General features: G+C 51.2%; 26 protein-coding genes. 9 read left to right on the plus strand and 17 right to left on the minus strand.

Going from position 1 to position 23660, the window contains the following annotated elements; translation table 11 throughout:
• Positions 1 to 13: 13 nt before the first annotated feature.
• Positions 14 to 328 (plus strand): hypothetical protein, encoded by a 315-nt coding sequence (locus BV405_RS11090; RefSeq protein WP_086480903.1) that lies wholly within the window; start codon positions 14 to 16, stop codon positions 326 to 328.
• A complete protein-coding gene (locus BV405_RS11095) occupies positions 318 to 704 on the plus strand; it encodes a hypothetical protein (protein WP_086480904.1) in 387 nt (128 codons plus the stop codon). The genes BV405_RS11090 and BV405_RS11095 overlap by 11 nt, the downstream gene beginning before the upstream one ends.
• Before the next feature lie 113 nt (positions 705 to 817).
• Here BV405_RS11095 and BV405_RS11100 read toward each other — a convergent pair whose 3' ends face one another.
• The gene (locus tag BV405_RS11100) at positions 818 to 1234 is read right to left on the minus strand and encodes a hypothetical protein (protein ID WP_086480905.1); all 417 of its coding nucleotides are present in this window, start codon (positions 1232 to 1234) and stop codon (positions 818 to 820) included.
• 127 nt (positions 1235 to 1361) lie between these two features.
• Positions 1362 to 1793: a cold-shock protein gene (locus BV405_RS18030; RefSeq protein WP_086480906.1), complete on the minus strand. Its 432-nt coding sequence runs from the start codon at positions 1791 to 1793 to the stop codon at positions 1362 to 1364.
• A gap of 256 nt (positions 1794 to 2049) precedes the next feature.
• On the opposite strand from BV405_RS18030, the gene BV405_RS11110 reads away from it, so the two are divergent.
• Positions 2050 to 2268, plus strand: coding sequence for a SlyX family protein (locus BV405_RS11110; protein WP_086480907.1), 219 nt, complete (start codon positions 2050 to 2052; stop codon positions 2266 to 2268).
• A 114-nt stretch (positions 2269 to 2382) separates the two neighbouring features.
• Here the strand turns inward: BV405_RS11110 and BV405_RS11115 are convergent, their stop codons facing one another.
• From BV405_RS11115 to BV405_RS11130, 4 genes are all read right to left on the minus strand, one after another.
• Positions 2383 to 2697, minus strand: a complete 315-nt coding sequence (locus tag BV405_RS11115; protein ID WP_086480908.1) for a BolA family protein — start codon at positions 2695 to 2697, stop codon at positions 2383 to 2385.
• A gap of 216 nt (positions 2698 to 2913) precedes the next feature.
• Positions 2914 to 4398, minus strand: coding sequence for a DUF3422 family protein (locus tag BV405_RS11120; protein ID WP_086480909.1), 1485 nt, complete (start codon positions 4396 to 4398; stop codon positions 2914 to 2916).
• 217 nt (positions 4399 to 4615) lie between these two features.
• Positions 4616 to 7213, minus strand: a complete 2598-nt coding sequence (locus tag BV405_RS11125) for an ABC transporter permease (RefSeq protein ID WP_176330118.1) — start codon at positions 7211 to 7213, stop codon at positions 4616 to 4618.
• Position 7214: 1 nt separating this feature from the next.
• Positions 7215 to 7961, minus strand: a complete 747-nt coding sequence (locus tag BV405_RS11130; protein WP_086480911.1) for an ABC transporter ATP-binding protein — start codon at positions 7959 to 7961, stop codon at positions 7215 to 7217.
• Here BV405_RS11130 and BV405_RS11135 point away from each other — a divergent pair.
• Positions 7960 to 8721 carry an arylesterase gene (locus tag BV405_RS11135; protein WP_342743952.1) on the plus strand — a complete coding sequence of 254 codons (762 nt, stop codon included), beginning with the start codon at positions 7960 to 7962 and terminating at the stop codon, positions 8719 to 8721. The two genes, BV405_RS11130 and BV405_RS11135, sit on opposite strands and share 2 nt — an antisense overlap.
• Positions 8722 to 8844: 123 nt before the next feature.
• Here the strand turns inward: BV405_RS11135 and BV405_RS11140 are convergent, their stop codons facing one another.
• Together BV405_RS11140 and BV405_RS11145 are read right to left on the minus strand one after the other, a co-directional pair.
• Entirely contained in the window at positions 8845 to 9105 is a 261-nt protein-coding gene (locus BV405_RS11140; RefSeq protein ID WP_086480912.1) for a DUF1653 domain-containing protein, read from the minus strand.
• A gap of 49 nt (positions 9106 to 9154) precedes the next feature.
• On the minus strand, positions 9155 to 10081 hold the full coding sequence (locus BV405_RS11145) for a DMT family transporter (RefSeq protein ID WP_086480913.1): 927 nt from the start codon (positions 10079 to 10081) through the stop codon (positions 9155 to 9157).
• Positions 10082 to 10218: 137 nt separating this feature from the next.
• Between BV405_RS11145 and BV405_RS11150 the strand changes: the two genes are divergently transcribed.
• Positions 10219 to 10731, plus strand: coding sequence for a pyridoxamine 5'-phosphate oxidase family protein (locus BV405_RS11150; protein WP_086481174.1), 513 nt, complete (start codon positions 10219 to 10221; stop codon positions 10729 to 10731).
• A gap of 34 nt (positions 10732 to 10765) precedes the next feature.
• Here BV405_RS11150 and BV405_RS11155 read toward each other — a convergent pair whose 3' ends face one another.
• The 3 genes from BV405_RS11155 to BV405_RS11165 form a co-directional block, all read right to left on the minus strand.
• Complete coding sequence (locus BV405_RS11155) at positions 10766 to 11098, minus strand: Rdx family protein (protein WP_086480914.1); 333 nt, start codon at positions 11096 to 11098, stop codon at positions 10766 to 10768.
• Positions 11099 to 11259: 161 nt separating this feature from the next.
• Positions 11260 to 12192, minus strand: coding sequence for a DHH family phosphoesterase (locus BV405_RS11160; RefSeq protein ID WP_086480915.1), 933 nt, complete (start codon positions 12190 to 12192; stop codon positions 11260 to 11262).
• Between the two features lie 240 nt (positions 12193 to 12432).
• Positions 12433 to 13623: an MFS transporter gene (locus tag BV405_RS11165; RefSeq protein ID WP_086480916.1), complete on the minus strand. Its 1191-nt coding sequence runs from the start codon at positions 13621 to 13623 to the stop codon at positions 12433 to 12435.
• A gap of 225 nt (positions 13624 to 13848) precedes the next feature.
• Between BV405_RS11165 and BV405_RS11170 the strand changes: the two genes are divergently transcribed.
• Positions 13849 to 14319 carry an RrF2 family transcriptional regulator gene (locus tag BV405_RS11170; RefSeq protein WP_086480917.1) on the plus strand — a complete coding sequence of 157 codons (471 nt, stop codon included), beginning with the start codon at positions 13849 to 13851 and terminating at the stop codon, positions 14317 to 14319.
• Positions 14320 to 14393: 74 nt separating this feature from the next.
• Here the strand turns inward: BV405_RS11170 and BV405_RS11175 are convergent, their stop codons facing one another.
• The gene (locus BV405_RS11175) at positions 14394 to 15656 is read right to left on the minus strand and encodes an MgtC/SapB family protein (RefSeq protein ID WP_217895630.1); all 1263 of its coding nucleotides are present in this window, start codon (positions 15654 to 15656) and stop codon (positions 14394 to 14396) included.
• Between the two features lie 323 nt (positions 15657 to 15979).
• Between BV405_RS11175 and BV405_RS11185 the strand changes: the two genes are divergently transcribed.
• The gene (locus BV405_RS11185; RefSeq protein ID WP_086480920.1) at positions 15980 to 16792 is read left to right on the plus strand and encodes a hypothetical protein; all 813 of its coding nucleotides are present in this window, start codon (positions 15980 to 15982) and stop codon (positions 16790 to 16792) included.
• A gap of 168 nt (positions 16793 to 16960) precedes the next feature.
• A complete protein-coding gene (locus BV405_RS11190) occupies positions 16961 to 17170 on the plus strand; it encodes a PA3496 family putative envelope integrity protein (protein WP_086480921.1) in 210 nt (69 codons plus the stop codon).
• A 20-nt stretch (positions 17171 to 17190) separates the two neighbouring features.
• Here the strand turns inward: BV405_RS11190 and BV405_RS11195 are convergent, their stop codons facing one another.
• The 5 genes from BV405_RS11195 to prfB all read right to left on the minus strand — a co-directional run bounded on the left by BV405_RS11195 (position 17191) and on the right by prfB (position 22418).
• Positions 17191 to 18192 carry a potassium channel family protein gene (locus BV405_RS11195; protein WP_086480922.1) on the minus strand — a complete coding sequence of 334 codons (1002 nt, stop codon included), beginning with the start codon at positions 18190 to 18192 and terminating at the stop codon, positions 17191 to 17193.
• A 9-nt stretch (positions 18193 to 18201) separates the two neighbouring features.
• Complete coding sequence (locus tag BV405_RS11200) at positions 18202 to 19092, minus strand: bile acid:sodium symporter family protein (RefSeq protein ID WP_086480923.1); 891 nt, start codon at positions 19090 to 19092, stop codon at positions 18202 to 18204.
• Positions 19093 to 19210: 118 nt separating this feature from the next.
• Complete coding sequence (locus BV405_RS11205) at positions 19211 to 19579, minus strand: hypothetical protein (RefSeq protein WP_086480924.1); 369 nt, start codon at positions 19577 to 19579, stop codon at positions 19211 to 19213.
• 118 nt (positions 19580 to 19697) lie between these two features.
• Positions 19698 to 21224 carry a lysine--tRNA ligase gene (lysS, locus tag BV405_RS11210; RefSeq protein WP_086480925.1) on the minus strand — a complete coding sequence of 509 codons (1527 nt, stop codon included), beginning with the start codon at positions 21222 to 21224 and terminating at the stop codon, positions 19698 to 19700.
• 95 nt (positions 21225 to 21319) lie between these two features.
• A protein-coding gene (gene prfB, locus BV405_RS11215) for a peptide chain release factor 2 (protein ID WP_140054568.1) occupies positions 21320 to 22418 on the minus strand; the annotation gives its coding sequence in 2 pieces (ribosomal slippage) (positions 21320 to 22342 and positions 22344 to 22418; 1098 coding nt in all).
• 383 nt (positions 22419 to 22801) lie between these two features.
• Between prfB and BV405_RS11220 the strand changes: the two genes are divergently transcribed.
• A complete protein-coding gene (locus BV405_RS11220) occupies positions 22802 to 23644 on the plus strand; it encodes a hypothetical protein (protein ID WP_086480926.1) in 843 nt (280 codons plus the stop codon).
• Positions 23645 to 23660 lie beyond the last annotated feature (16 nt).

Consider the following 23660-nt stretch of genomic DNA (forward strand, 5'->3'; position numbering starts at 1 on the left):
GGTTCTGAACGCTATGAGTCTTAGAAAGCGTCTGATCAAAATGTCTCAGAATACCCAGCAGAATCTGAGGCGGGTCACTATAGGCACCATCATCTTTTTTGTTGGTGCCGGCATGCTAATGTGGGCGGAAGGGGCAACCCATCTTGAGCCCCTGCGTCGTGAGCTGGTTGCCCTGCTGTCACTGGCGACCATGGGCATAGGTGCATCACTGGGACTGCTGGGGTATCTTGGCTTAAGCGCTTTTCGTATTTATCGCTTTCTGAGCATGGATGTTAATGACGACAGCCCGCGCACAGGAAAAAGAACGGATCATAACGATGACAACTGAAGTTTTTCCCGATATCGAAATTTACGTACAGGACCCGGATCTGGAAACCATCGAAAGCTGGTTTAAAGAACTCTTCGCCAGCTACTCCGAGCCGAAGCGCCTGGATAAACGCACCTTGCTTTATCAGGCGGTAAAAGCCGACGGCACCGAAGTCCCTGTGCATGTGGTAGAAAAAGCAGCCGGTAAATACTGGAGCATCTGGTTCGACAGCCCTGAAAGTGGCTGGACAACGGATATCGAATGCGCCCGCGCTGCGTTTGCCTTCTTTAACAGCACCATTCGCTGCTCCGTTGGCTCCTGGGAACCGGATCAGCCGATGGATCTCTGGTGGCAGATCAGCAAGAAAGGTGAAGGCGAAATCAGCTGGCCGGACTAAGCTCTATTTTCCACTGCAGACGATTTGTCCTGATCAGCTTCACTAAAAGGCCAAAGTTTAATGCTTTGGCCTTTTCGCTTTCAGGCAGGAATACGTGGTTACTCTGAGCAGGATTACAGCTCACGGAAGAGGTCGAAGCTATCCAGCAAGCGATAGAGGATTTCCGGTTTCGCCGTCAGGCAACGACGGATCGCTGCAGGAATGTTTTTTCGGGTTTTACGGCAAAGCCCTGACTGCTCTTTAAAACGTATCTCAAGACCACGGGCACTGCGCACCTCGGTATGCCCGGGTGAAATCTCCAGCTGAATTCCCAACTGCTCATCCATCAGGCGCTGCATCTTCTGCAGGTCATCAAAGTCACTGACCGCTTCTAACCGAGTGATCAGCTTCTTTTCCTCCGTCAGAGTCAGACGAAGAATACGGATATCCTGCTGTGTGCCCTCAATCAGATCCTGATGACCGCACTCGCAGACACCTGGCGGACAAGGCTGGCGAACCGGAAAAGGAATATTAGGTAGCGATGCGGACAAAGACAGCCTCCTGCCGAAAGAGAAACCGAGTCACTATCAGCATAGCCAAGCCGCTGAAAAGCAGGCAAAAAAATACCCGGTCACTTCACAGGAAAGTGCCGGGTATCTTTTGTACAGAACTTAAGACTTAACTAATAACAGTCACGTCCTCAGCCTGCAGACCTTTATCACTGGTGATAATGGCGAAGCGAACACGCTGCCCTTCTGCCAGTGAACGATGGCCGGTGCCGCGAATCGAACGGAAGTGAACAAAAACATCACCACCGGAATCACGGGTAATAAAACCAAAACCTTTAGAAACGTTAAACCATTTAACGGTGCCCATTTCACGGTCATCATTCTCATCATTAGCAATATTCGCTAACTGAGGTGTCAGGTAATTCAGAACCGCAGTGCCTAAGAAGGTGGTCAGAAAAAATACAATCGCTGCAGGCACATAATGTCCATTAGCACGCAATCCCTGTTCTCCTGACTGAGTTGCCAGATCGAGAACAAACGGCCCAACAACGGCCATAACCACACTGATTAACACACAACGAACAAAGGAATTTTTGCTCATACTTACTCTCTCATAAACAATTAGTTATTATTAAAATTCACTTAAAAAACAAAGAACTAACACTCAAGCTAGTCTTTACGAGTGCTTTCCCATGGTTCTTCAAAAAGCAATAAAATGAAGTAAAGACCAGCAGAGCTGTGGTATAGAAGGCTGGTGTCGCACACTTCATCTTGTCGCCACTAAGCAAGGCTCTATTATACAGAGCATCCCCGGCACTTGAAGTGCCTGAATCCTAACCCTTGTCAGGAATCAAAACATGCCAGAAGACAGAATCGACGAACTGGAATTCAAGCTCGCCTTTCAGGACGATACCATAGAAGCTCTGAATAACGTAATCGCGGAACAGGATAAAAGAATTCAGTTATTAGAAGACGCTGTTCGCGAGCTTTATAAGGAGATAAAAGAAAAAGGCGAACAAAATAATTCAGGCATAGAAGAGTTCGATCCCTCTAAAGAGATCCCCCCGCATTACTAGGCCTGTAGATAAAAAAACCACACGAAGGGTAAAACGAACCTTAAAGATCAATGGAAACGGTTGGCACTGAGAGAGCAGTCAGCTCTGAGCGTGAAAAGTGCCAACCCTGATCTGTTATTTATCGTGCTTGCTGCCACCCAGACAGTTCGGAGACGCAGGCACTTCTCCACCCCGGCTTTGCCACTCTTCCGGCGTGTAAGCATGAATCGCTAACGCGTGAACTCCGGACTCCAGCTCATCACCCAGCACACCATACACTTTCTGGTGACGCTGTACCGGACGCAGACCTGCAAACACCTCTGAAACTACAGTCAGCTTAAAATGCGAGTTCTCACCACGGCTGTGCTTGTGACTTTCATTTTCCACAGAGATCACCAGAGGTGACAGCTGATCGGTGAGTTTGCTTTCAATGGTCGCTTGTACAGACATAAGAAGGTCCTGTGTTCAAAGGTGTTGAATTTCATCTTGAGATGGCCATGCCAATTCGATAACGCAGATTCGGCATTGATGTACAGATAATTGGGCTGATCATTAAAAAAGAAAGGCCAGCATCAGCTGGCCTCACTTTAGCGCTATCGGGATAAAAAGCAATCCCTACCACAACGCTTGGTTTTATGCTCTGCATTCAGAACCGGATCAGACAGATCAAATATCCGGCTCTGAATTACTGGCTTTCATAATGGCTTTTTTCACCCTATGGGTCAGCCACCAAACCAGTGCCACGACAACAGGAACAGAAATCCCCGTAATCAGATCTTTGTTCACGGCGAAACCAGCACTGTAAGCAGCGCCAACCAGAATCTTGACCAGACTCACCATGTAGTAGCTAATCGCCGCGATAGAAAGACCTTCTACCGTTTCCTGCAGACGCATCTGCAGCTTGCCCCGACGATCCATGGATGAGAGCAGACTCTGGTTCTGCGCTTCAATGGTCAGATCCACTCGGGTTTGCAGCAGATCACCGGCACGTTCGATACGACGCGCCAGATCCTCCAGTCGCTCACTGATAGATTCACAGGTATTAAAAGCGGGCGTCAGACGACGTTCCAGAAAGGAGCCGATGGTGAAATAGTTTTCTACCTGCTGCTCCCTCAACTCATCCATTCGCTTCATCACCAGCGAGTAATACGCCCGCATGGCAGAGAAACGGTAATTGGTATTGGTGCGCCAGCGTTCAACCTGAGCAGCAAGCTGAGACAGATCCGTCAGCATCTTGCGTTCATCAGCGTGGTCTTTCATATCCGCTGCACTGGCAATAATCGCCGCCAGTTTACGATCCACGTCCTGCAAAGAAGGACCCAGACGACGTGCTTCCGGAAGCGCCAGCAATGCCATCAGACGATAGGTTTCCATCTCAACCAGACGCTGCAGCAAACGACCGGTCTGGTTATTGTTCAGGCCGTGGTTGTGGATCAGGAAACGGCCAAAACCATCACCGTGCAAACGGAAAGCACTCCAGACGGTGGCGTCACCATCCATCAGACTACCGCTGACCAGACGCTGACCTTCAAAACTGGTTTTCAGCTGCTCACGATTCAGTGCTGGCTGACTGGCATCCAGCATCTCAATGTGGAATGCCGCGACCACTTCACCCGGCATCTGGCGCAGCCAATCCTGAGGAATCAGCTCAAGGGCTGTGGAGTTAAACGGCTGCTCACTGGTCTCAGGGCGAATAAAGGTGTAGGTGACAAATTCCATGTGACGACCACAGCGGAACTGAAAACTACCAAAATCAGCCTGATAGAAGCTGCAGTTCTCCGCAGGCATATTCACGCCATAGCGCTGACAGAGATTCTGCAGATGGGCGAATTCACGATCGCGATCTTCTTCCGGAATCAGTACCGCAAGACGCGAAACCCGGGCAGGGGTTTGTACGACAGGAAAAGGCCGGGCGTGCAGTTCGTTATATAGCTCATCCCGGCGGGGATGGACCCGAAACGGCAAGCCAGCATTGTTATCTGTAAAGTTATCGCTGGCAGGAAAACGATGATCTGCCAGCTCTGCGCTGTCGATCGCCTCTTCAGGGTCTACTGACAGCGTGTTCTCCTTCGTCAGCAGATCCTGATCTGCTGACGAAGCATTAGAATTTGACGCAATTTCCGATGAATGGGGACGTGCCTCTGCGCTCATGGTCTATCGATATCCTTGTATTTTTTTATCGGCGACCGGTCGGAACTCCATCAGGGTCAGGACGAAGCTGAACGAGTAGCCCAAAGCCTGCGACCGGAGGATAGCCGGTCAGGCTGGCACTCATCAAAAAAGCCGGTGCAGCTCTTTGTTCATTATATTCAACACCCGTTGAAGGGTTATGCAAAAACGGCTCCAGCCCAAGGGGCAGAAAAGTCTGCTATCCGGCACGTAAGACCTGAAGTGGCGGCTGTTTCACCACAAAGCGTGTGCCCCAGAGACCCGCCAAGGTAATAATGACCGCCCCGGACATTGGCAGAACCAGCCAATGAGTAAAACTTAGACTATAGTCTAAGTCAAACAGATTCCGGTACAGCAGAAAGGCGGTCAGTTCAGATGCCATCAGCGCCAGCAGTCCGGCAACAAGTCCAAGTAAAACAAACTCATAGCGCTGAATGCTGCGAATCATACTGCCTGATGCTCCTAAAGTGCGATAGAGCGCCCCCTCCCGCAATCGTTCATCCAGACTATTTTTCACCGCCGCCAGAAGTAGTACCAGCCCACTGAGCAGGGTAAAGCCGAGCATCACCTCAATCGCCAGGGTTACCTGCTCCAGAATCTGGCGCACCTGTTCCAGAATCTGGCTGATATCCAGCAAGGAGACCGCAGGGAAGCTTTTCACCAGATCCGGCACGATACGCTTCTGTTGCTCAGACAAGTAAAAACTTGCCAACAGGGTCTGCGGCATCTGTTCCAGCACACCTGGCGGGGTAATCACGTAGAAATTAGGCTGGAAGTTATCCCAGTTCACCTGACGAATGTTGGTCACTTCACCCGTGATAATCTGCCCCGCAAGATCAAAGCTCAGGGTATCGCCCATGCCTAAGCTCAAACGCTCCGCCATACCGGATTCCAGAGATAAAGGAATTGGTCCTTCAGAACCGGTCTGATAGTTTTCTCCCCACCAGCGACCCGCAATCACTTGATTATCATCCGGCAGATCCGAACGCCAGGTCAGGTTCAGCTCCCGGTGCAGGGCGTTATCTTCCTTCGCTTTTTCCGGCACAGCATCACGGGCAGGCTGACCGTTAATCTCGGTCAGACGACCGCGAACAATGGGATACAGCGGCGAGCGCTCAACCTGAGCCTGATCCAGTCGTTGCGCAAAAGCTTCACTTTCATAGGGCTGGATATTGATGGCAAAGTAATTCGGTGCACTTTGCGGCAACTGCTGTTGCCAACTGGCCAGAAGATCATTTCGGATCAGCGCCACCAGAGCCACCACCATCAACACCAGACCAAAAGCCATCACCTGCGGCAAAGCAGTCTGCTTATGACTATACAAGCTACGAACCGCCAGTCTTGGTCGCATTGGCAAACGCGGACCGATCAGTTTCAGTACGCGGAACAACCCCAAGGTCAAAAGAGCCGACAGCGCCAACACAGCAACCAGTCCTACCGTTAACCATAGGGTCAGGCGGGCATCTGAGCTGTACCAGTAGATCATTACCACCAGAGCTGCCAACGCCAGACCATACACCACAAAAGAGGAGGGCGAGGTCATCTCCAGATCACGACGGAACACTCTTAACGGTGAAACATTGCGCAACTGACGCAGAGGTGCACTAGCAAATCCCATCAGCAGAAGAATACCCGTGCCAATAGAAAGCCCCCAGGGCTGCCAGCCTGCTGATGGCAGATAAACCGGTAACATATCCGCCACCAGAGAAGTACCCGCCAACTGCAGCAGATACCCCAGCAGGGCACCGCTTAACGCCGCAGCCACGCCGAGCGCCAGCAAAAGCCGCAGATAGATGCCGCCCATAACCGGTGCCGCAAAACCAAAGCTTGCCATTACCGCCACCGTATCCTGCCGACGACGGGCAAAACGGCCCGCTGCCATGGCAACCGCAACGCCGGAGAGAATTACCGCACCGATACTCGCCAGTTGCAGATAACGCTGAGCGCGATCGAGTGCTGAGCCGACGGAAGGCCTGTCTTCACGAATATCCAACAGACGATGGGAAGGTTTCAGCTGAGGTTCCAACCAGCTTTTGAACTGATCGATCACTGCCAGATCACCGGCAAACATATAACGGAAACGTACCCTGCTGCCGGGCTGAACCACACCGGTTTCATCAACATCGCTGAAGTTGATCAAAGAGCGGGGATTCAGGCTCATAAAACCACCGCTGCGGTCCGGCTCTTTATGAATAATACGGGTAATCGTGAACAGCTTACGGCCGATCTCCACCTCGCCGCCGATGGCAGCATTAAGAGCGGTTAACAAACGCCGATCCACCCAGACTTCACCGGGAGCAGGTAAGAGACCATCACTGTCCACATACCGAACCTCAACATCTTGGGTCGCTATCTCCTGACGCTGCAGCCTGCCCTCCCCTATAGAAGACTGTTCCAGTTCCAAGCCTCCCTTTAGCGGATAACCACTGCCCACTGCTTTAACCGCAGATAACTGAAAGCCGTTATCACCCGCCACCATACTGGCAAATTCCAGCGAGGGTACTGCCTCAAGGCCTCGATCACGGGCTTCCTGTAGCCAACGATCGTCAATCTCACGGGGGCTGCGTAATACCAGATCACCACCCATCAGCTGAGCGGCTTGCTGCTCCATACCCCGCTGCAGACGGTCGGCAATAAAACCAGTCAGGGCAACCGTCATCACCGCCAACACCAAAGCGGTAAACAACAGATTCAGATCACCGGAACGCCATTCCCTTGCCAATAGCTTAAAGGCCATCGGCCACTGAGCCACCTTGCGCTTAGTCCCTTTTTCCTGACCTAGCCTGTCTTGCGTCATCTCAGGCCTCCTCTGCAACAGCAACCGCCGCTTCTTCATGCAGAAGGCCATCACTCAAGGTCAGGCGACGCTGGCAGTGTTGCGCAAGATTGGCGTCATGGGTCACCAGAATAAGCGTGGTGTTATTCTCTTTATTCAGGGTAAACAGCAGATCGATAATGGACTGACCAGTAACACTGTCCAGATTGCCGGTTGGTTCATCGGCAAACAGCACCAGCGGATCACCAGCAAAGGCGCGGGCAATCGCAACGCGCTGCTGCTCACCACCGGAAAGCTGACGGGGATAATGTTTGGTGCGCTCGCCCAAACCGACACGCTCCAGCCATTGACGGGCTTTGGCCTGATAATCTTTCTCCCCAGCCAGCTCCAGCGGTAGCATGACATTTTCCAGTGCCGTCAGGTGCTCTAAAAGCTGAAAGGACTGAAAAACAAAACCCACCTGCTGACGCATCTGCGCCCTGCCCTCTTCGTCCAACTGGCTCATCGGCTGATCGTTCAACCAGATCTCACCACCGGAGGCCTGATCCAATCCCGCCAAAAGACCGAGCAAAGTTGATTTACCGGCACCGGAACTTCCGAGAATCGCCACACTCTCACCGGCATAGATCTGGCAGTTCACACCTTGCAGAATATGCAGTTCCTGACCATCCGCATCGGTGACCGTTCTGATCAGCTTGTCGGTGCGTATAACGGATTTGATCTCTGTGTTAGCATTTTTTTCACGATTTTCAGAAGCGGGAGCCTTCATGTCGATTCAACATCCTTTAACGGTGAACGGTACGGCGAAGAGCCAAATACTGGCCGGTGTTGCTATCAGTGCTTATCTTTCTACGTCTGTTTTGTCGTCAACGATCAGACGTCTGTTCAGTTTGCTTGTTTTGTTGATGCTGCCTTTTCTGCTGCTGACCGCAACTCAGGTTCAGGCAGGCGATTCCCCTCAGTCCAAGCAAACGCTACTGGTTCTGGGCGATAGTATCAGTGCAGGTTACGGCCTGCGTCAGGGACAAGGTTGGGTTGACCTACTGGATAAACGGCTAAAGCAGCAGGGTTATGAGACACAGGTGGTCAACGCCAGTATCAGTGGTGAAACCACTCAGGGAGGACTCACCCGTCTGCCTGCTCTACTCCGACAACATCAGCCGGATCTGGTTCTGCTCGAATTAGGCGGTAACGACGGCTTGCGAGGTCTGCCGCTGCACCTGATGCAGAATAACCTCAGTCGTATGATCGATCTTAGTCGTCAGGCACAAGCAACGCCCGTATTACTGGGCATTCAGCTGCCACCTAACTATGGCCGTCGATACACCTCTGCCTTCGCTGCTGTGTATCCAGCACTGGCTGAACAAAAACAGGTCGCAGTAGTGCCTTTTATTCTGGAGAAAATTGCCATCTACCCGGATCTGATGCAAAGCGACGGTATTCACCCCAAAGCCGAAGCCCAGCGCCAGTTATTGGATAATATCTGGCCAAGCCTTAAACCACTCTTAAAAATGTCTGAGCAGGGTTAACGCAGAGCCTTTAGTTTCTGGTTTCAGGCTTCCTGCTTCTGAACAGAAGTAAAAACGGCACAGCTCTGACTGGAACTGTGCCGTTTCTGTTTACTGGGGCAGATTCACCATGCCTGATCGAGCTTACTTTGCGTCAATGGCTGCCAGCTGATCCGCACAAGCCTCAACCAGCGCAAATCTTGGCTGTAGTTTGCCCTCTACCTCAACCTGTTCGGTGAACATACTGGCCGGACGTACCCAAAGCCCGCGCTCACCATACAGCGCACGATAAAGTACCAGGGTTTCCTCGGTTTCACTGTGAGTTACTTCGCCCATCACCAGATAACGCGGGCCTTTATAGTGTTGGTAGATTCCGGTTTGAATCGACTCTTTTTTAACCGACATCGCAAAATTTCTCCGTAACAAAAAGGTGTGTTCAGGCTTCAGGGCTGATCTATTTAAGTGCCGCTTTCAACGCATCTTTCTGGGCTCTGCTTTTATGCTGTTGAATCAGAAGGCCGCCAATAATAAAGCCAAGACCGATCAGGGTGGATGGATAGATGGTTTCTCCCAACAGGAAATAGATCAGAATCAGAGAGATAAAGGGCGACAGAAAGATCAGGTTGCTGATTTTCGCAGTCTGAGAGGTCAGACGCATTGCTGTCAGCCAACAGACAAACGCCAGTCCCATCTCAAAGGTTCCGATATAGGCTGCTGCTGCCAGACTCTGCCAATCCGGCACTATCAAGAGCCCCTGCCAGAGGTTTACCACCAGCAGAATTGGCAGCGCCATAACAAAATTCAGCAGAAGCCCAACCACAGGCTCTCGCTGATCTTTGGTGTTCAGAATCCAGTACCCCGCCCAGATCAGGGTACTGAACAGCGCCAGCCCCACACCCGGCAGGTTGCTGAACTCCAGCCCGAGCACATTTCCCCGTGTAGCAATGACCAGAACACCACCATAACAAACAAGACCAGCTAACAGATCCTGCACCCTCAGTTTCTGCCCTAAAAACGGTACTGACAAAAATGCCAGCGTCAGTGCCCAGGAGTAATTCAGCGCCTGAGCTTCCTGAGCAGGCAGCAGGTCATAGGCCGCAAACAGAATCACATAATAAAGCGCGGGATTCAGCGCGCCGAAAAGGACCGAAGCCCGCCATTGAGCAGGCGTCAGATCACGAATCAGGGCCCATTTTTTCTGAACGGTTACGGTCAGCATTAGGGTGACGATAGAAAAGATTGCTGCCCACAGCAGTAGCTGAACCGGAGCTAACTCTCTAAGCCCCAGCTTGAAGGCGATGGCGACGGTGGACCACATAAGAACGGCGGTCAGCGCAAAGAGGAAAGCACGCTTGTCCTGCGCCTGTTGACTGTTTGTCATGGAGACTCCTGTAAAACCCTCTCCGGGGTATGACGTTAACGGAAAGGTTAAGCTTGGGTAAAAGCCGTCAGATGATATAGTCTTCTATTCCGCCTCTGACGGTATTGCAGTTTGATGGCTTTTCAGTGGAGATGACGATGACCAGCCCAACCCCTAAAAACACTCTGACCCTCAGTGATATCCAGGCGGAACAGCATCAGTTCCGACAAAGCTGTAAGACTCTGATTCTCGCGACACTGAACTCTGATGACTGGCCGGAAGCAAGCTACGCTCCCTTTATCGAAGATGAAGCGGGTAATCACTATATCTTCGTCAGTGAACTGGCTGCTCATACTCAGCATCTGCTGGAAAATAAAAAGGTTTCCTGGATGTTGATCGCGGACGAGCAGGATACCCGACAACTCTTTGCCCGACAGCGTTTCACCTGTGTTGGTCACGTTGATGTGATCGCCAGAGAGGCGGCAGAATTTGCCGACAGACTGGAGCAGATGCAAGAGCGCTTTGGAGAAATTATTGATCTGCTGAAAGGTTTAGGAGATTTCCATCTGCTGAAACTGATGCCGGAACGAGCAACCTATGTACGGGGTTTCGGTCAGGCCTATGCGCTCTCCGGTGACGGGCTGAATCAGATCGAACATCTGAAGCGCTAAGCGTCACGCCTTTCATCCCATCTCAATCAGAATCCTACTCAGATCTGGAGCGCACCGGACTGTCGGAATGCCCTAAAGAGCGCTCCGGATCGATGGCATCCCGAATCCGCTGCTTGATCACCTTTGACTCCGGAAAACCGCCATCGGCTTTGCGCTCCCAAAGCAGCGTCTCTTCCAGCCAGATTTCGTAACGGCCACCGGTTGAAGGTGCCAAAGCCACTTCCTGCAAATAATCACTGAAGGTGTAAAGAATCTCCTGTGCGATCCAGGCTGCGCGCAGCATCCAGTTACATTGGGTGCAGTAATAGATGGTGATTTTGGGCTTTGGCTGAGATTGCGCAATCTCACGAGCGGTCTGGTCTGACATGGGTCTCTCCGAAGGACGGATTCAGCATCTTTAGAGATCAGCGAACGATCTTTGGTGGAAGTAGAAACAAACAAGCCTTCGGCTCAAAGAACCGAAGGCTTGCGATGCCCTTTTAAAGGCTTGCAGTGCTTTTATCCGGAGCCGCTTAAACGACCAACAGATCAGCCGTCAGCGTTGATCTTAGCGATAATAGCTTGCAGAGATTCTGCAGCTTTATCGTTATCAACCTGACAGGTACCAGCATTCATGTGGCCACCACCGCCATACTGCAAGCAAAGTTCGCCAACATTGGTGTTAGAGCTACGATCCAGAATCGATTTACCGACAGCAAATACGGTGTTCTGCTGCTTCAGGCCCCAAAGTACGTGAATGGAGATGTTGCACTCAGGATACAGGGCATAAATCATAAAGCGGTTAGTCGCCCAGATCGTGTCTTCTTCACGCAGATCCAGAACCACCAGATTGCCGTGAACGGTACTGCAGCGTTTGATCTGCTCAACCGCTTTCGCTTCCTGCTCAAAGTACAGTTCAACACGCTCTTTAACATCTTCCAGCTTGAGGATGTCATCGATGTTGTGATGCGCGCAGTAATCGATCAGCTGCATCATCAGTTGGTAGTTAGAGATGCGGAACTCACGGAAACGACCCAGACCCGTACGGGCATCCATCAGGAAGTTCATCAGTACCCAGCCTTCCGGCTTCAGGATCTCGTCACGGCTGAACTGAGCAGAGTCACCCTTGTCTACCGCTTCCATCATATCGTTCCAGGAAGCCGGGAACTTGTCTGCACCGCCGTAGTAGTCATAAACCACGCGTGCCGCAGAAGGCGCTTCAGGATCGATAATATGGTTATCAATGCTGCTGTCGTTACGCAGAGTCTCACTCAGGTGGTGGTCAAACGCCAGATGACAGCCTTTTACGTAAGGCAGGTTGGTGGTGATATCCGAACCTGTAATCTCGATTTTGCCATCCTGCATATCTTTAGGATGCACAAACAAAATATCATCAATCATATCGAGGTGCTTCAGCAGCACCGCACACACCAGACCGTCAAAATCACTGCGGGTAACCAGTCGGAACTTTTGACCTGACATCAGTCTCTCCTGTCTCTTTGTCGGGCACGCTCAGACTGCGCACCACCCCTGTTTCTACTCTGCTGTTTCTACTCAGAAAAACATCGTTTTATCTGAGTTTCCATTCTGAGGTTAAACATATCATTTATCGGCACCTCAGAGAACAAAACGCCCTGACTAAAACACGTTCAATGTGGGTATTTTTCAATCTTAGCGCAAAAAGCAGCTGAGCATTGTTACAAGACTCACAAAAATCAGCGCCTAAACCGAAGTTGAACCTTGTACATCCCGCTTCTGCCGCTGGCTAATCCACCAGAGAGCGATCAGCATAATGCCCAGCAGCGGAATCGGCAGCAGATTCACCCATTGCCAGCCCAGACCATGGATAACCTGCCCCGCATAAAGCGATGCCATCGCCTGAAGACCAAACACTGCAAAGTCATTAACCGCCTGAGCTTTGAAGCGCTCTTTATGATCGTAATATCGTGTCAGAAGCGTGGTAGAACCAACAAACAGGAAGTTCCAGCCAACACCCAACAACACTAACGCCCACCAGTAATGCATCAGGCCGTGGCCGCTTAACGCCACCAGACTGCAAGCAAGTAACAGCAGAGTACCGAGGCTCATCACCCGACTGACGCCTAAAGTGCCGATAATGAGCCCCGTCAGCAGTGATGGCAGATACATAGCCGCAACGTGACTCTGGATAACCCGCGCTGTTGCTTCAAGGGAGTGGCCGTCCATCACATGCATGCTGATCGGCGTTGCCGTCATGATAAAGCTCATTACTGCATAGGCCGTAACACCACCTAAAACAGCAATAAAGAATCCGGGACGACTTAACAGAGTCTTTACCGATGGTTTGTGATGCGTATCCTCTTCCGCACTCAGGGTTTTGGTAGGTCGAATCATCAAAAGAAGCACCAATGCCAACAGAATCAGACCTGCCAGCACCACAAAGGAACCGACAAACTTCTGCTCAAACCAGTTTGCGGCTACCTGAGCTAATTCCGGACCGATAAAAGCTGCAATAACACCACCAACCAGTACAAAAGAGATCGCCTTACCGGTTTGCTCTTTGGATGCACTTTCTGCGGCAGCAAAACGATATTGCTGAACAAACGCCAGATGGAAACCAACCAGCGCAGTAGCTGTCACAAAGAGAGCAAAAGAATGGATGCTTAACGCAAATGCAGCTAACAGATTGGCCAGAACACCACCAAGGGCACCGAGCATAAAACCGCGCTTTCGTCCGAGACGCTGCATGATCATGGCAGCAGGAATGGTACTCAGTGCCGTACCGATAACCATGAAGGCAACAGGCAGTGTCGCCAGACGCGGATCAGGGGCTAAATCACCTCCGATCAGGCCTCCGATAAAGATCACAACCGGAGCGGCAGACATTGCAAGGGCAGAAGCTAATGCCAATAGCAGTACGTTACGAAGGTTCACAAAAGCTCCTTTTATCAATTAAATTAGAGTCTTAGCTTGAAATAATGTTAAACAGGTCACACTTTGTCGCCAAGTTGTACATAAAAAGCTGCATTTGATTGCAAAGATATACAATGCAGACAGCAATAGCGTGTTAGAATTGTTGTCATAGAGTGAGTAATCCTGCATGGAGTCGCAGGAAGATACCACAGGGCTTAAATTAGGAACTATAGGGGGTCGTGCATCATGCAACTTACCCGTCAAACAGATTACGCAATCCGGGTATTGATGTTCCTGGGTGTGCAGCAGTCTGACGAACTGGTAACTATCAGTGATATCGCGCACCATTTTGAGATCTCGCGCAATCACCTGATGAAGATTGTTCACAAGCTGGGTCAGCTGGGCTATATCCAAACCGTTCGCGGTAAGTATGGCGGCATGCGCATCAATATGGAAGCGGAAGAGATTTCCATCGGCAAGATGGTTCGTGACTTCGAAACCTCGCTGGAAATCGTCGACTGTGAAAAGCTGATCTGCCCATTAACAGGTTCATGTGACATGAAGCCTATGCTGAAGAAAGCACGTGATGCTTTCATGAGCGTGGTTGATGAATATACCTTGCGTGACCTGCTGAAGAATCCGGCAGACATCCGCACCCTACTGGGTCTGGATCTGAAAGAAGGTGAACTGCCTGTACAGGTAATGGCTGCCTCTTAATCCGCAGCCGAAAAGCTTTCTTACACAAAACGGCATGATAGCTATCTATCCTGCCGTTTTTTTGTGCCTGTTATTTATGCGGACACCGCCAACAATCCACCTACCAAAGACGCGATCCAAAGCGGAGCTGTCGCCTGAATAGCCAGAGCTCGCCCACCGATGACGGCGGCCATCGTCCCTTTAATAACCGAATTAACGATAGCCGCGATCACGATACCCAACATCGCAATATTCAGAGCAAGACCATCCCGGCTCATACCCGATAGAGAAAGGTTTATCGGATCGACATCGGCAATACCGGAAGCTGCCGCCAGAATCAGTATCCCCGCATCTCCGATGCTGTCCTGCAAGGCGCTACTGAGCAAAAGAATTACCGCCAGCAAAGCGCCAAACCCCAAAGCCGATGCCAGCGAGAGCGGTGTTGAGGGTGGCGCCACATCATTAGGTACCGTCTGACTTCCCTGATAAAGCAGAAACAGAGCCGGAAGATAGACGACTGCCATCATCACCAATATTGGAATCAACAACAAAGACACCAGATCCGGATTGATCACTCCAGCCACCAGAAGAACCCGAGGGAACATGGTTCCGCAGGCGAAAAGAATGCCTGCAGCTAAAAGAGGAGCCGCCTGCTTTGACTCACGCGCCATACGAGAGAACTGCAGAGTAAGCGCCGTGGAAGAAACCAGACCAGCAAAAAGCGCCGTCAGCATGATTCCTTTCCTCGCACCGGCAATCTTCATGGCGAAGTAACCGACAAAGGAGATACTTGAGATCAGTACCACCATCCACCAGATTTCATAGGGATTCAGCGCCTGCCAGGGCCCCATCGCCTTGTCCGGCAGAATCGGCAGCACCACGACCGAAATAATCAGCAGCTCCAAAGCAGCCCAGAGCTCCTTTTTCTCCAACAACCAGAGCCAACGATGCAGCACACTTTTGAGACTCAACAACAAGGTCGTTACCACAGCCGCAGCAGATGCCTCAACTGCATAGCCCTGCATCACCAACGCCCCAAAACTAAAAGCCAACAGTGCAGAAATCAGGGAAGTGAGAGACACATCATTGCCGGGTCTTTTCTGATGCTGAATGTACGATGCGGTTAGAGCACCTGTCAGTCCCAGAAAGAAGATTCCCAACAGATAGCCACCCAGCTCCTTTGACAGCAAAGAACCCACTGCCCCCAACAGCGCAATCAGTCCATAGGTTCTTAAGCCGGCAATGCGGGATCCATCTTCCATCTCACGGGTTCGCCAGCCCCGCTCTACCCCGATCAAAAGCCCCAGAGATAGGGCTACTGCCATCAGGCCCATGGAGTGGGTATCACTTATCTGCACGGTAAAATCCTTCTATCCGACCGCCGCCAGCCCGAGAAAATTATTCCCCGGTAAGCTTATGGATAATAACGGAAGCACCCACTTACTAATGGATGCTATTTGCCGCTTAAGTATATTGGCTATTTACAGTAACATACACCGCTACCCTGCTTTCGTGGCCTGCAAAAAGCCCGCTGAAACAGGTGTTCAGGACACAGGTATCCATGCGTTCTACGGTCACTTAGACCGGTTTAAGTAAGAGCTAAACGCAGTATGATCGGTACCGGTACAGGGATCTGCTATCGGCGTTACATCGCTTTCATCTTCAAGGATCAGTTGGCTTTATGAAAATTCCTACTTTAGTTACCCGCCTGGGTGCAGCGTTAACCTTCAGCATCAGCTCCCTGACAATGGCAGACATCAGCCTTACTTATCAGTCTCAGGCAACGCCTGAGCACCGCAGCACCATTTTGGTAAGCGAAGACTACATCCGCTTCGAAAACCCTATGGCACCTGAATTCTTTATGTTGTTCGATGTTAAGCGTCAGCACATGACGCTGGTAGACAGCGAAAAACGCAGTTACAGCATTCTGGATCGCGAAACTCTGGAAAGCCTGTCTGAGCAGATCGAAGTAACCCGCCGCGCCATCATGGCTGAGCTGGAAGCCGGTATGAAGGTTGCGAACGACGAAGAGAAAGAACAGATGGCTGAGATTCTGGAGCAGATCCAGCAGCTGGCTCAAGCACCGGAAAAACAGCTGGTGGAATATCAGCCGATGAACAGCCAGCAGGAAGTGAATGGCTACAACTGCCAGATGATTGAAGCTCAGGTAAACGGCGAAACACAGGCTAAGCTCTGCGTGGCAAACTCGTCTGAAGTCGGGATCCCGGAAAGCGCTATGAATACACTGGAGTCTTTCCACAATTTCTCCAGCGGTGTACACCAGCAATTGAACCCAGGTGACACTACTGAGCTGCTGTTTGTGATGAACAGCAAAAACCAGCTGCCGGTCTCCATCAAGCGAACTTATCCGGCCAGCGCTCAGGATGAATATCGCCTGACCGATGTGCAAACACTGACCATTCCAGCCTCTGCTTTTCAGGTGCCGCAAACCTTTGAAGCCAAAGATATTGAAGATGCCTTTATTGTTGAATAACTTCGATAGTTTAAAGACGTTAGCAGCATTTAGATAACATTAAGCTCTTTTAGCATCTTAAGGCTCCGGTAATTATTTTTACCGGAGCCTTATTTTTTTCTTTACCAGAAATAATTTTCCGTCTATATAAGCACCGAAAATAAACCTTTTTTCTGGAGAGACTTATCAATGGGCCGTGAAGACGTATCCTTTGATGATACCGATGATGTTTTTGATGATGCCGACGACGCTATTGCAGCGGATGACGAAGAAAGGGAACTGAGTAAAAAGGCAACATCTCTGGACAAACGCCGTCTGATCGAAGATCGCCTTGAGCAAAAAATGCTGAAGCGTAATATCGACGATTACTATGACTTTGATGATCTGGACGACGACTGATTACGTCATCGTCCCTTGAGTCAGGCCTTGCCGCGCTTATCTAAGTTCGCAGGCGGAAACGGAGGTTCATCAGTATCAGACTGTTGAGCCTCCTGTTGTTTCTGGCGGTCTTTATCAAGGTTTTGTGGGCTGTATTTCTCGCGGGGTTTGTGAGAGTACGGTTCGGATTGTTCCAAATCCACATCAAACTCCAACTGCAGACTCTGCTCCTGCAAAATCTGACGCTGAAACTCCAGCATTCGACTGATGTTATCTTCCAGCCGCCCCATCCGGGATTCCATCCGGTCAATCCGGCGCAGCAGCTCTGATTCCTTATCGATCACCTCTTCTTCCTCTTTGGAGAGAAAGTACACCGAGAAGCTTGCGGTCAGCAGTGAGAAGAGACCGATTCCCATCAGAATCAGAAAAGCGCCTACCAACTTACCCGCAGGGCTGATGGGTACCAAATCACCGTAACCTACCGTGGTTATCGTCACCAACGCCCACCAGATGCCATTCCAGGGCGTATCAATTGCAGGGTCGATAATCGAGATCAGAGTACCTGCCAGCACGACAAAGACAGCACTGACCAGAAGCGTCGTGCCCAGATTATTCCGTGCCAGAATCGCATGCACCGTTGACCCCATCGGCATCAGTAGAGACAGAATCAGCACCACCCGCAGCATTCGCAGAATACTGGCCATGGAGCTATCACCCCAGAGAATCGGCAAGCCCAGCAACAGAATCACCAGATTCATCCAGTTAGTGCGGATATAGCGCCACCGCTGATCAACCAAAGCGGTCAGCAGCAGGGTTTCACCAAGGAAGAATAGCCAGATCAGAACGTCAGTTGCCCGATGAAAATGCGGGTCGACATCACCGGATAAACTCAGGTACCAGGCGATAAGCATCCAGAGCGCCAGAAATAGCATTGGCCATTCCAGCCATTGCGCCCAGCGTCTCGCTTTTGGATTCTCATCTCCGGCAACGCCAGCCAGTCCCAGCCAGCGCCCCAGAGATGAGGAGGATTTCAGTGCAGACATAGCAGCGGGTTAACTCTGGCCCAAAGCAGTTTGCTGGCTATTGAGAACGCGCTTACCCCACCAGAGGCCAAACAGCATGCTAGGCCCCCACATCAGAATGCCGTAGATCACAGGAGGCACAGACATCACACTGTTGCCCAGAATAGCGCCTGTGACCAGAAGCGCTGTACCACCATTCTGAACACCCACCTCGATGCCGATTGTCAGCTGCTGAGGCACATTCAGGCCATTCACACGGGCGAACAGATAACCCAGCCCCAAAGCCAAACTGTTCAGAACAATTACCGGCCAGCCAACAGCGGCCAGAAAGTCCGGCATCTGAGTCCAGTGCTTAGCGACAATACCTATGATAACCATGGCCAGAAAACCGATGGAGAGCGGCTTAACCACCTTAGCCAACTTCTGACTCAGTTCAGGTTTCTTCCCGTGTAACCACATGCCGATCGAAACCGGTACAACAGTAATGACAAACAGGCGCAGCATGGTCTGTGCAATAGGCAGCTCAATAGGTTGAGACGAACCCATCCAGTGATCCAGCGACAGCTGAGTTAGCAGCGGCATAGTGAAAGGCGTGATAACAGAAGCAAAAGCGGTCAGGGTGATCGAGAGCGCCACATCGCCACGACTGAGGAAAGTCATCATATTAGAGGTCGCACCACCCGGTGCAAAAGAAAGCACCATCAGGCCGACAGCCAACTCAGGTGGCAGCTGGAACAGTGTAACCACGCCGAAAGCCAGAAGAGGTACAAACAGCATCTGGCCGGTTAATCCCACCAGCACTGCACGGGGCAAGGTGAAAACACGACCAAAATCAGCCGGCCGTAAGGTCATGCCCATTCCGAGCATGATAATAAAAAGGGCAGCTGGCAGAACCACCCCTAACAAAATTCCGTTGGACATGGTTTAGCTCCCGCTACCCTTTTTATGTGATCAGCCTCTCGTCCGACGTGTTCCGGCTTCAATACACCTGAAAACACGTCAAAACAGAAAAGCGTCCTTGTTACCCTGAAGCCCTGCGTTATTGGGCAGAGTCTTCCAGATCATCAATACTGGCTGATTTCAGGCTGTTTTCGTAATCCAGATCAAACACCATGACAGCCGGAGACAGCTCGATAAACTGTTCAAACTGCTCAAAGGTCAGTTCAGGCCAGGACGCTTCGTTGTCCTCCCAGGATTTCAGCTCATTCTCCAGAATGTTCAGCCAGAACTCCTGAACCATATCATTGAGCTGATCTTCATCCTCAATCTCAGGAACCAGGTAAACCGTTGCTTCTTCGTTAACATCTGCCAGCGTTAAAGGCTCACTGCCGTCTTCAAGGTTGTTGATCCAGTCAACAAACGCCTGAGTCAGTTTTACCGTCATTGCAGAACGATTCAGCATTTTCATTGTGTATCTCCAGAAAGTTCTTACGAACCTGAAAAAATCATTCGGCCCACGTGGCCAAACTTATAAGCCGTCTTACATAAATAAAACCCCGGAATCCAGAGGATACCGGGGTTGTGGATTACTTAGAATCCGCTTCTGGTCGCATATGCGGGAACAGCAGTACGTCACGGATCGACGGAGCGTTGGTGAACAGCATCACCAGACGGTCGATACCGATACCTTCACCGGCAGTCGGTGGCAGGCCGTATTCCAGCGCACGGATGTAATCCTGATCGTAGTACATCGCTTCATCATCACCGGCATCTTTCTCAGCAACCTGCTGCTCAAAACGCTCAGCCTGATCTTCCGCATCGTTAAGCTCCGAGAAGCCGTTTGCAATCTCACGGCCACCCACGAAGAATTCAAAACGATCCGTCACAAACGGGTTGTCGTCGTTACGACGTGCCAAAGGAGAAACCTCAGCCGGGTATTCAGTAATGAAGGTTGGCTGCATCAGCTTGTGCTCAGCAACTTCTTCAAAGATCTCGGTGTGGATCTTACCCAGCCCCCAGATCGGTTTAACATCGATCTTCAGAGATTCAGCAACCTGCTTAGCGGATTCCAGATCCTGCAGGCTCTCTTCGGAAATCTGTGGCGCATGCTTCAGGATCGCTTCGATCATGGTCATGCGCTCGAATGGCTTACCGAAGTCATAGGTGTCTTCCTGATACTGAACCACAGTATCACCCAGTACATCCTGAGCGATGGTGCGCAGCATATCTTCGGTCAGATCCATCAGGTCCTTGTAGTCCGCGTAGGCCTGGTAGAACTCCAGCATGGTGAACTCAGGGTTGTGACGGGTAGAAAGACCTTCGTTACGGAAGTTACGGTTGATCTCGAAAACTTTCTCGAAGCCACCCACAACCAGACGCTTCAGGTACAGCTCAGGTGCGATACGCAGGAACATATCACGGTCCAGCGCGTTGTGATGAGTCACAAACGGACGTGCTGTTGCACCACCCGGAATCACCTGCAGCATAGGCGTTTCCGCTTCCATGTAGCCACGCTGGCTCAGGTAGTTACGGATACCGCTAACCACTTTAGCGCGGATTTCGAACGCTCTGCGGGATTCCTGATTCATGATCAGATCCACGTAACGCTGACGATAACGCATCTCCTGATCAGTCAGACCGTGGAATTTATCCGGCAGCGGACGCAGAGACTTGGTCAGCAGCTCACACTCTTCGATGTAAATGTACAGATCGCCTTTACCGGACTTATGAACCGGACCGGATGCACCCACGATGTCACCAAAGTCCCAGCTCTTGATGTCGGCACGAACTTCTTCCGGCAGCGCTTTTTTGTCCACGTACAGCTGAATCTGGCTGCTCATGTCCTGAATAACGATGAAAGGACCACGCATACGCATGATACGACCGGCAACAGATGCCTTACGGTTCAGCTGCTCCAGCTCTTCCTTATCCTTATCACCCAGCTCAGCCTGCAGTTCAGATGCCAGTGCATCACGGCGGAAGGTGTTCGGGAAAGCGTTGCCTTTTTCGCGACGCTCAGCCAGCTTGGCGCGACGCTCAGCGATCAGTTTGTTCTCTTCTGCTGCCGCGGCTGCGCTATCTAAGGGAGTGTCTTGCTGCTGTTCTGTAGCCATGGGTCTCTATCATCCAAAACATGGGTCAATCGGATATTCAGCGCCGACCCTTGTCAGCGCTCTCATATGATGCGGCAAAAGCGATAACCGTTCGGTTACAGCCCCTGCTTAAGGCTCGCTTCGATAAAGCGATCCAGATCTCCGTCCAGAACCGCCTGAGTGTTGCGGTTCTCAACGCCGGTACGCAGATCTTTAATACGGGAATCATCCAGTACGTAAGAACGAATCTGGCTGCCCCAGCCGATATCAGACTTGGTATCTTCCAGCGCCTGCTTCTCAGCGTTACGTTTCTGCATCTCCAGCTCGTACAGTTTCGCTTTCAGCTGTTTCATCGCACGGTCTTTGTTCGCGTGCTGAGAACGTTCAGTCTGGCAGGAAACCACCACGTTGGTCGGCTCGTGGGTAATACGTACCGCAGAGTCGGTGGTGTTTACGTGCTGACCACCAGCACCGGAGGAGCGGTAGGTATCAATACGCAGATCTGCCGGGTTGATATCCACTTCAAAGCTGTCATCAATCTCCGGGGAAACAAACACCGAGGAGAAAGAAGTATGTCGACGGCCGCCGGAATCAAACGGTGATTTACGCACCAGACGGTGAACACCGGTTTCGGTACGCAGCCAGCCATAGGCGTACTCGCCTTCAAAACGAACGGTCGCACTCTTGATACCGGCAACTTCACCGGCAGATACTTCGATCAGTTCCGTTTTAAAGCCGTGGGCATCGCCCCAGCGCAGGAACATACGCAGCATCATGTTGGCCCAGTCCTGAGCCTCGGTACCACCGGAGCCGGACTGAATATCCAGATACGCGTTGCTCTCATCCATTTCACCGGAGAACATACGACGGAATTCAAGCTTCTCCAGCTGAGCTTTCAGGTCATCCAGCTCGCTCTGAACCTCTTCAACCGTGCCTTCGTCGTCCTCTTCAACCGCCATATCCAGCAGGTCCTGAGCATCCGCAAGACCGGTATCCAGATTGTCGATGGTCTCAACAACCAGCTCAAGGCTCGCACGCTCTTTACCCAGCGCCTGAGCTCGTTCCGGCTCGTTCCAGACTTCCGGCTGTTCCAGCTCGCGGTTAACTTCTTCTAGACGGTCTTTCTTTTCAGCGTAGTCAAAGATACCCCCTAAGAACGTCTGTCCGCTCAGACAGGTCCTTAATGAGGTTATTGATCGGATTGATTTCTAACATGATGCTTGAAGCTCACAACATACAAATAGTTAAGGTGCATTCAGCACTGGCAAAAATTAAACGCGCACTCAGCACTGACAAATCATTCAAGTGCCTTAAGCACTTAACGCCCCGTAAAGAAACGGCACGTTGAAAACTGTGTGGTTAAAACAGGAGCGTAATTCTAACGAATCCCCCACAGACCTACCAGCAATACCCGATGGAAAGCCACGCAATGCCAATAAAAATGCGTAATACAGCGCCTTAACCAAAGACCACAGAATCATCACCGGAATAGTGGTGCAGAAGTGATAAGATGCCCTTAAAATGAAATGATTACGGATGCACAGCTCCAAGGCTCCGTGGCAGAATATGCGTAATGACTCAGCGTTAGGAAGAAACAGATGCAGATCAAGGTGAAACCGGTATCAGGACACCGGTTAGAGATCCAGCTGGCGGAAAGCCAGTTACTCCTCCCGGAACAATCCTGTCAGGAGATGCGCGATGCTTTAATCGCTCAGGTGGAGCAGTTTGCCCTGCATCCTAAGTCCCGCTGGGAAGAGGCCCGCAGCCAGTTCCACCGTCTGCAGCCGGCACTGGCGCATCTGGAACAGTTCAACGATAACGAACTGGCACTTCTGCTGCGCGAGTACGACTTCACCCTGCTCTACCGCTTAGCCCAAAGCAAACAGATGGACAGCCTGCTGGCCAAACTGGAAAAAGCACTGGGCCGACGTGAAATAGACCGCCTGACCCAGAACGCAGAAAAACTCCCCCTGAAACCCCTTTGGGAAGTCAACGAACGTATTCAGGGACTGATTCGTACCATCGAACGTATGACTGATGAAGGCGAGATTCGCCCGCCACGGATGAATATCAAAGATAATGCTGATGCCGCACCGGTAGCTCTGGCCGCCAGTACCGACGCAGCCTTTATCCGTCAGCTGCTGAAAAAGCTGGATAGTTTCCCCGAAAAAGCCCTGTTCGCCGTCTTCAAACAGGTTCCACCCCGCCAACTGGCTAAACTCTGGTTTATCTGTGAAGAGATGTCGGAAGCCAGCTTGCTGGGTAAGTTTCTTAAGCTGATTCCTGCGCCGATGCAGGAAAAACTCAAACCGGCCAAACCTGATTATATTGCACCGGCTGACGCCCGTAAGACAGCACAACTGGTGATTGAAGTGGTTAAAGGTCTGCAGAAAAAGAAAGCCCCGGAAGCGTCCAAGGGCTCAGGCCCGGTTCTGGTTTAAGCGCCGACATGATCGA

The sequence above is a fragment of the Oceanospirillum sanctuarii genome, assembly GCF_002150805.1.
Taxonomy (GTDB): domain Bacteria; phylum Pseudomonadota; class Gammaproteobacteria; order Pseudomonadales; family Halomonadaceae; genus Oceanospirillum; species Oceanospirillum sanctuarii.

Excerpts from the sequence above, each read along its gene's own strand:
- BV405_RS11090 (WP_086480903.1), top strand. The coding sequence starts at position 14 with ATGAGTCTTAGAAAGCGTCTGATCAAAATGTCTCAGAATACCCAGCAG.
- BV405_RS11095 (WP_086480904.1), top strand. The coding sequence starts at position 318 with ATGACAACTGAAGTTTTTCCCGATATCGAAATTTACGTACAGGACCCG.
- BV405_RS18030 (WP_086480906.1), bottom strand. The coding sequence starts at position 1,793 with ATGAGCAAAAATTCCTTTGTTCGTTGTGTGTTAATCAGTGTGGTTATG.
- BV405_RS11110 (WP_086480907.1), top strand. The coding sequence starts at position 2,050 with ATGCCAGAAGACAGAATCGACGAACTGGAATTCAAGCTCGCCTTTCAG.
- BV405_RS11115 (WP_086480908.1), bottom strand. The coding sequence starts at position 2,697 with ATGTCTGTACAAGCGACCATTGAAAGCAAACTCACCGATCAGCTGTCA.
- BV405_RS11120 (WP_086480909.1), bottom strand. The coding sequence starts at position 4,398 with ATGAGCGCAGAGGCACGTCCCCATTCATCGGAAATTGCGTCAAATTCT.
- BV405_RS11125 (WP_176330118.1), bottom strand. The coding sequence starts at position 7,213 with ATGACGCAAGACAGGCTAGGTCAGGAAAAAGGGACTAAGCGCAAGGTG.
- BV405_RS11135 (WP_342743952.1), top strand. The coding sequence starts at position 7,960 with ATGTCGATTCAACATCCTTTAACGGTGAACGGTACGGCGAAGAGCCAA.
- BV405_RS11130 (WP_086480911.1), bottom strand. The coding sequence starts at position 7,961 with ATGAAGGCTCCCGCTTCTGAAAATCGTGAAAAAAATGCTAACACAGAG.
- BV405_RS11140 (WP_086480912.1), bottom strand. The coding sequence starts at position 9,105 with ATGTCGGTTAAAAAAGAGTCGATTCAAACCGGAATCTACCAACACTAT.
- BV405_RS11145 (WP_086480913.1), bottom strand. The coding sequence starts at position 10,081 with ATGACAAACAGTCAACAGGCGCAGGACAAGCGTGCTTTCCTCTTTGCG.
- BV405_RS11150 (WP_086481174.1), top strand. The coding sequence starts at position 10,219 with ATGACCAGCCCAACCCCTAAAAACACTCTGACCCTCAGTGATATCCAG.
- BV405_RS11155 (WP_086480914.1), bottom strand. The coding sequence starts at position 11,098 with ATGTCAGACCAGACCGCTCGTGAGATTGCGCAATCTCAGCCAAAGCCC.
- BV405_RS11160 (WP_086480915.1), bottom strand. The coding sequence starts at position 12,192 with ATGTCAGGTCAAAAGTTCCGACTGGTTACCCGCAGTGATTTTGACGGT.
- BV405_RS11170 (WP_086480917.1), top strand. The coding sequence starts at position 13,849 with ATGCAACTTACCCGTCAAACAGATTACGCAATCCGGGTATTGATGTTC.
- BV405_RS11185 (WP_086480920.1), top strand. The coding sequence starts at position 15,980 with ATGAAAATTCCTACTTTAGTTACCCGCCTGGGTGCAGCGTTAACCTTC.
- BV405_RS11190 (WP_086480921.1), top strand. The coding sequence starts at position 16,961 with ATGGGCCGTGAAGACGTATCCTTTGATGATACCGATGATGTTTTTGAT.
- BV405_RS11195 (WP_086480922.1), bottom strand. The coding sequence starts at position 18,192 with ATGTCTGCACTGAAATCCTCCTCATCTCTGGGGCGCTGGCTGGGACTG.
- BV405_RS11200 (WP_086480923.1), bottom strand. The coding sequence starts at position 19,092 with ATGTCCAACGGAATTTTGTTAGGGGTGGTTCTGCCAGCTGCCCTTTTT.
- BV405_RS11205 (WP_086480924.1), bottom strand. The coding sequence starts at position 19,579 with ATGAAAATGCTGAATCGTTCTGCAATGACGGTAAAACTGACTCAGGCG.
- lysS (WP_086480925.1), bottom strand. The coding sequence starts at position 21,224 with ATGGCTACAGAACAGCAGCAAGACACTCCCTTAGATAGCGCAGCCGCG.
- BV405_RS11220 (WP_086480926.1), top strand. The coding sequence starts at position 22,802 with ATGCAGATCAAGGTGAAACCGGTATCAGGACACCGGTTAGAGATCCAG.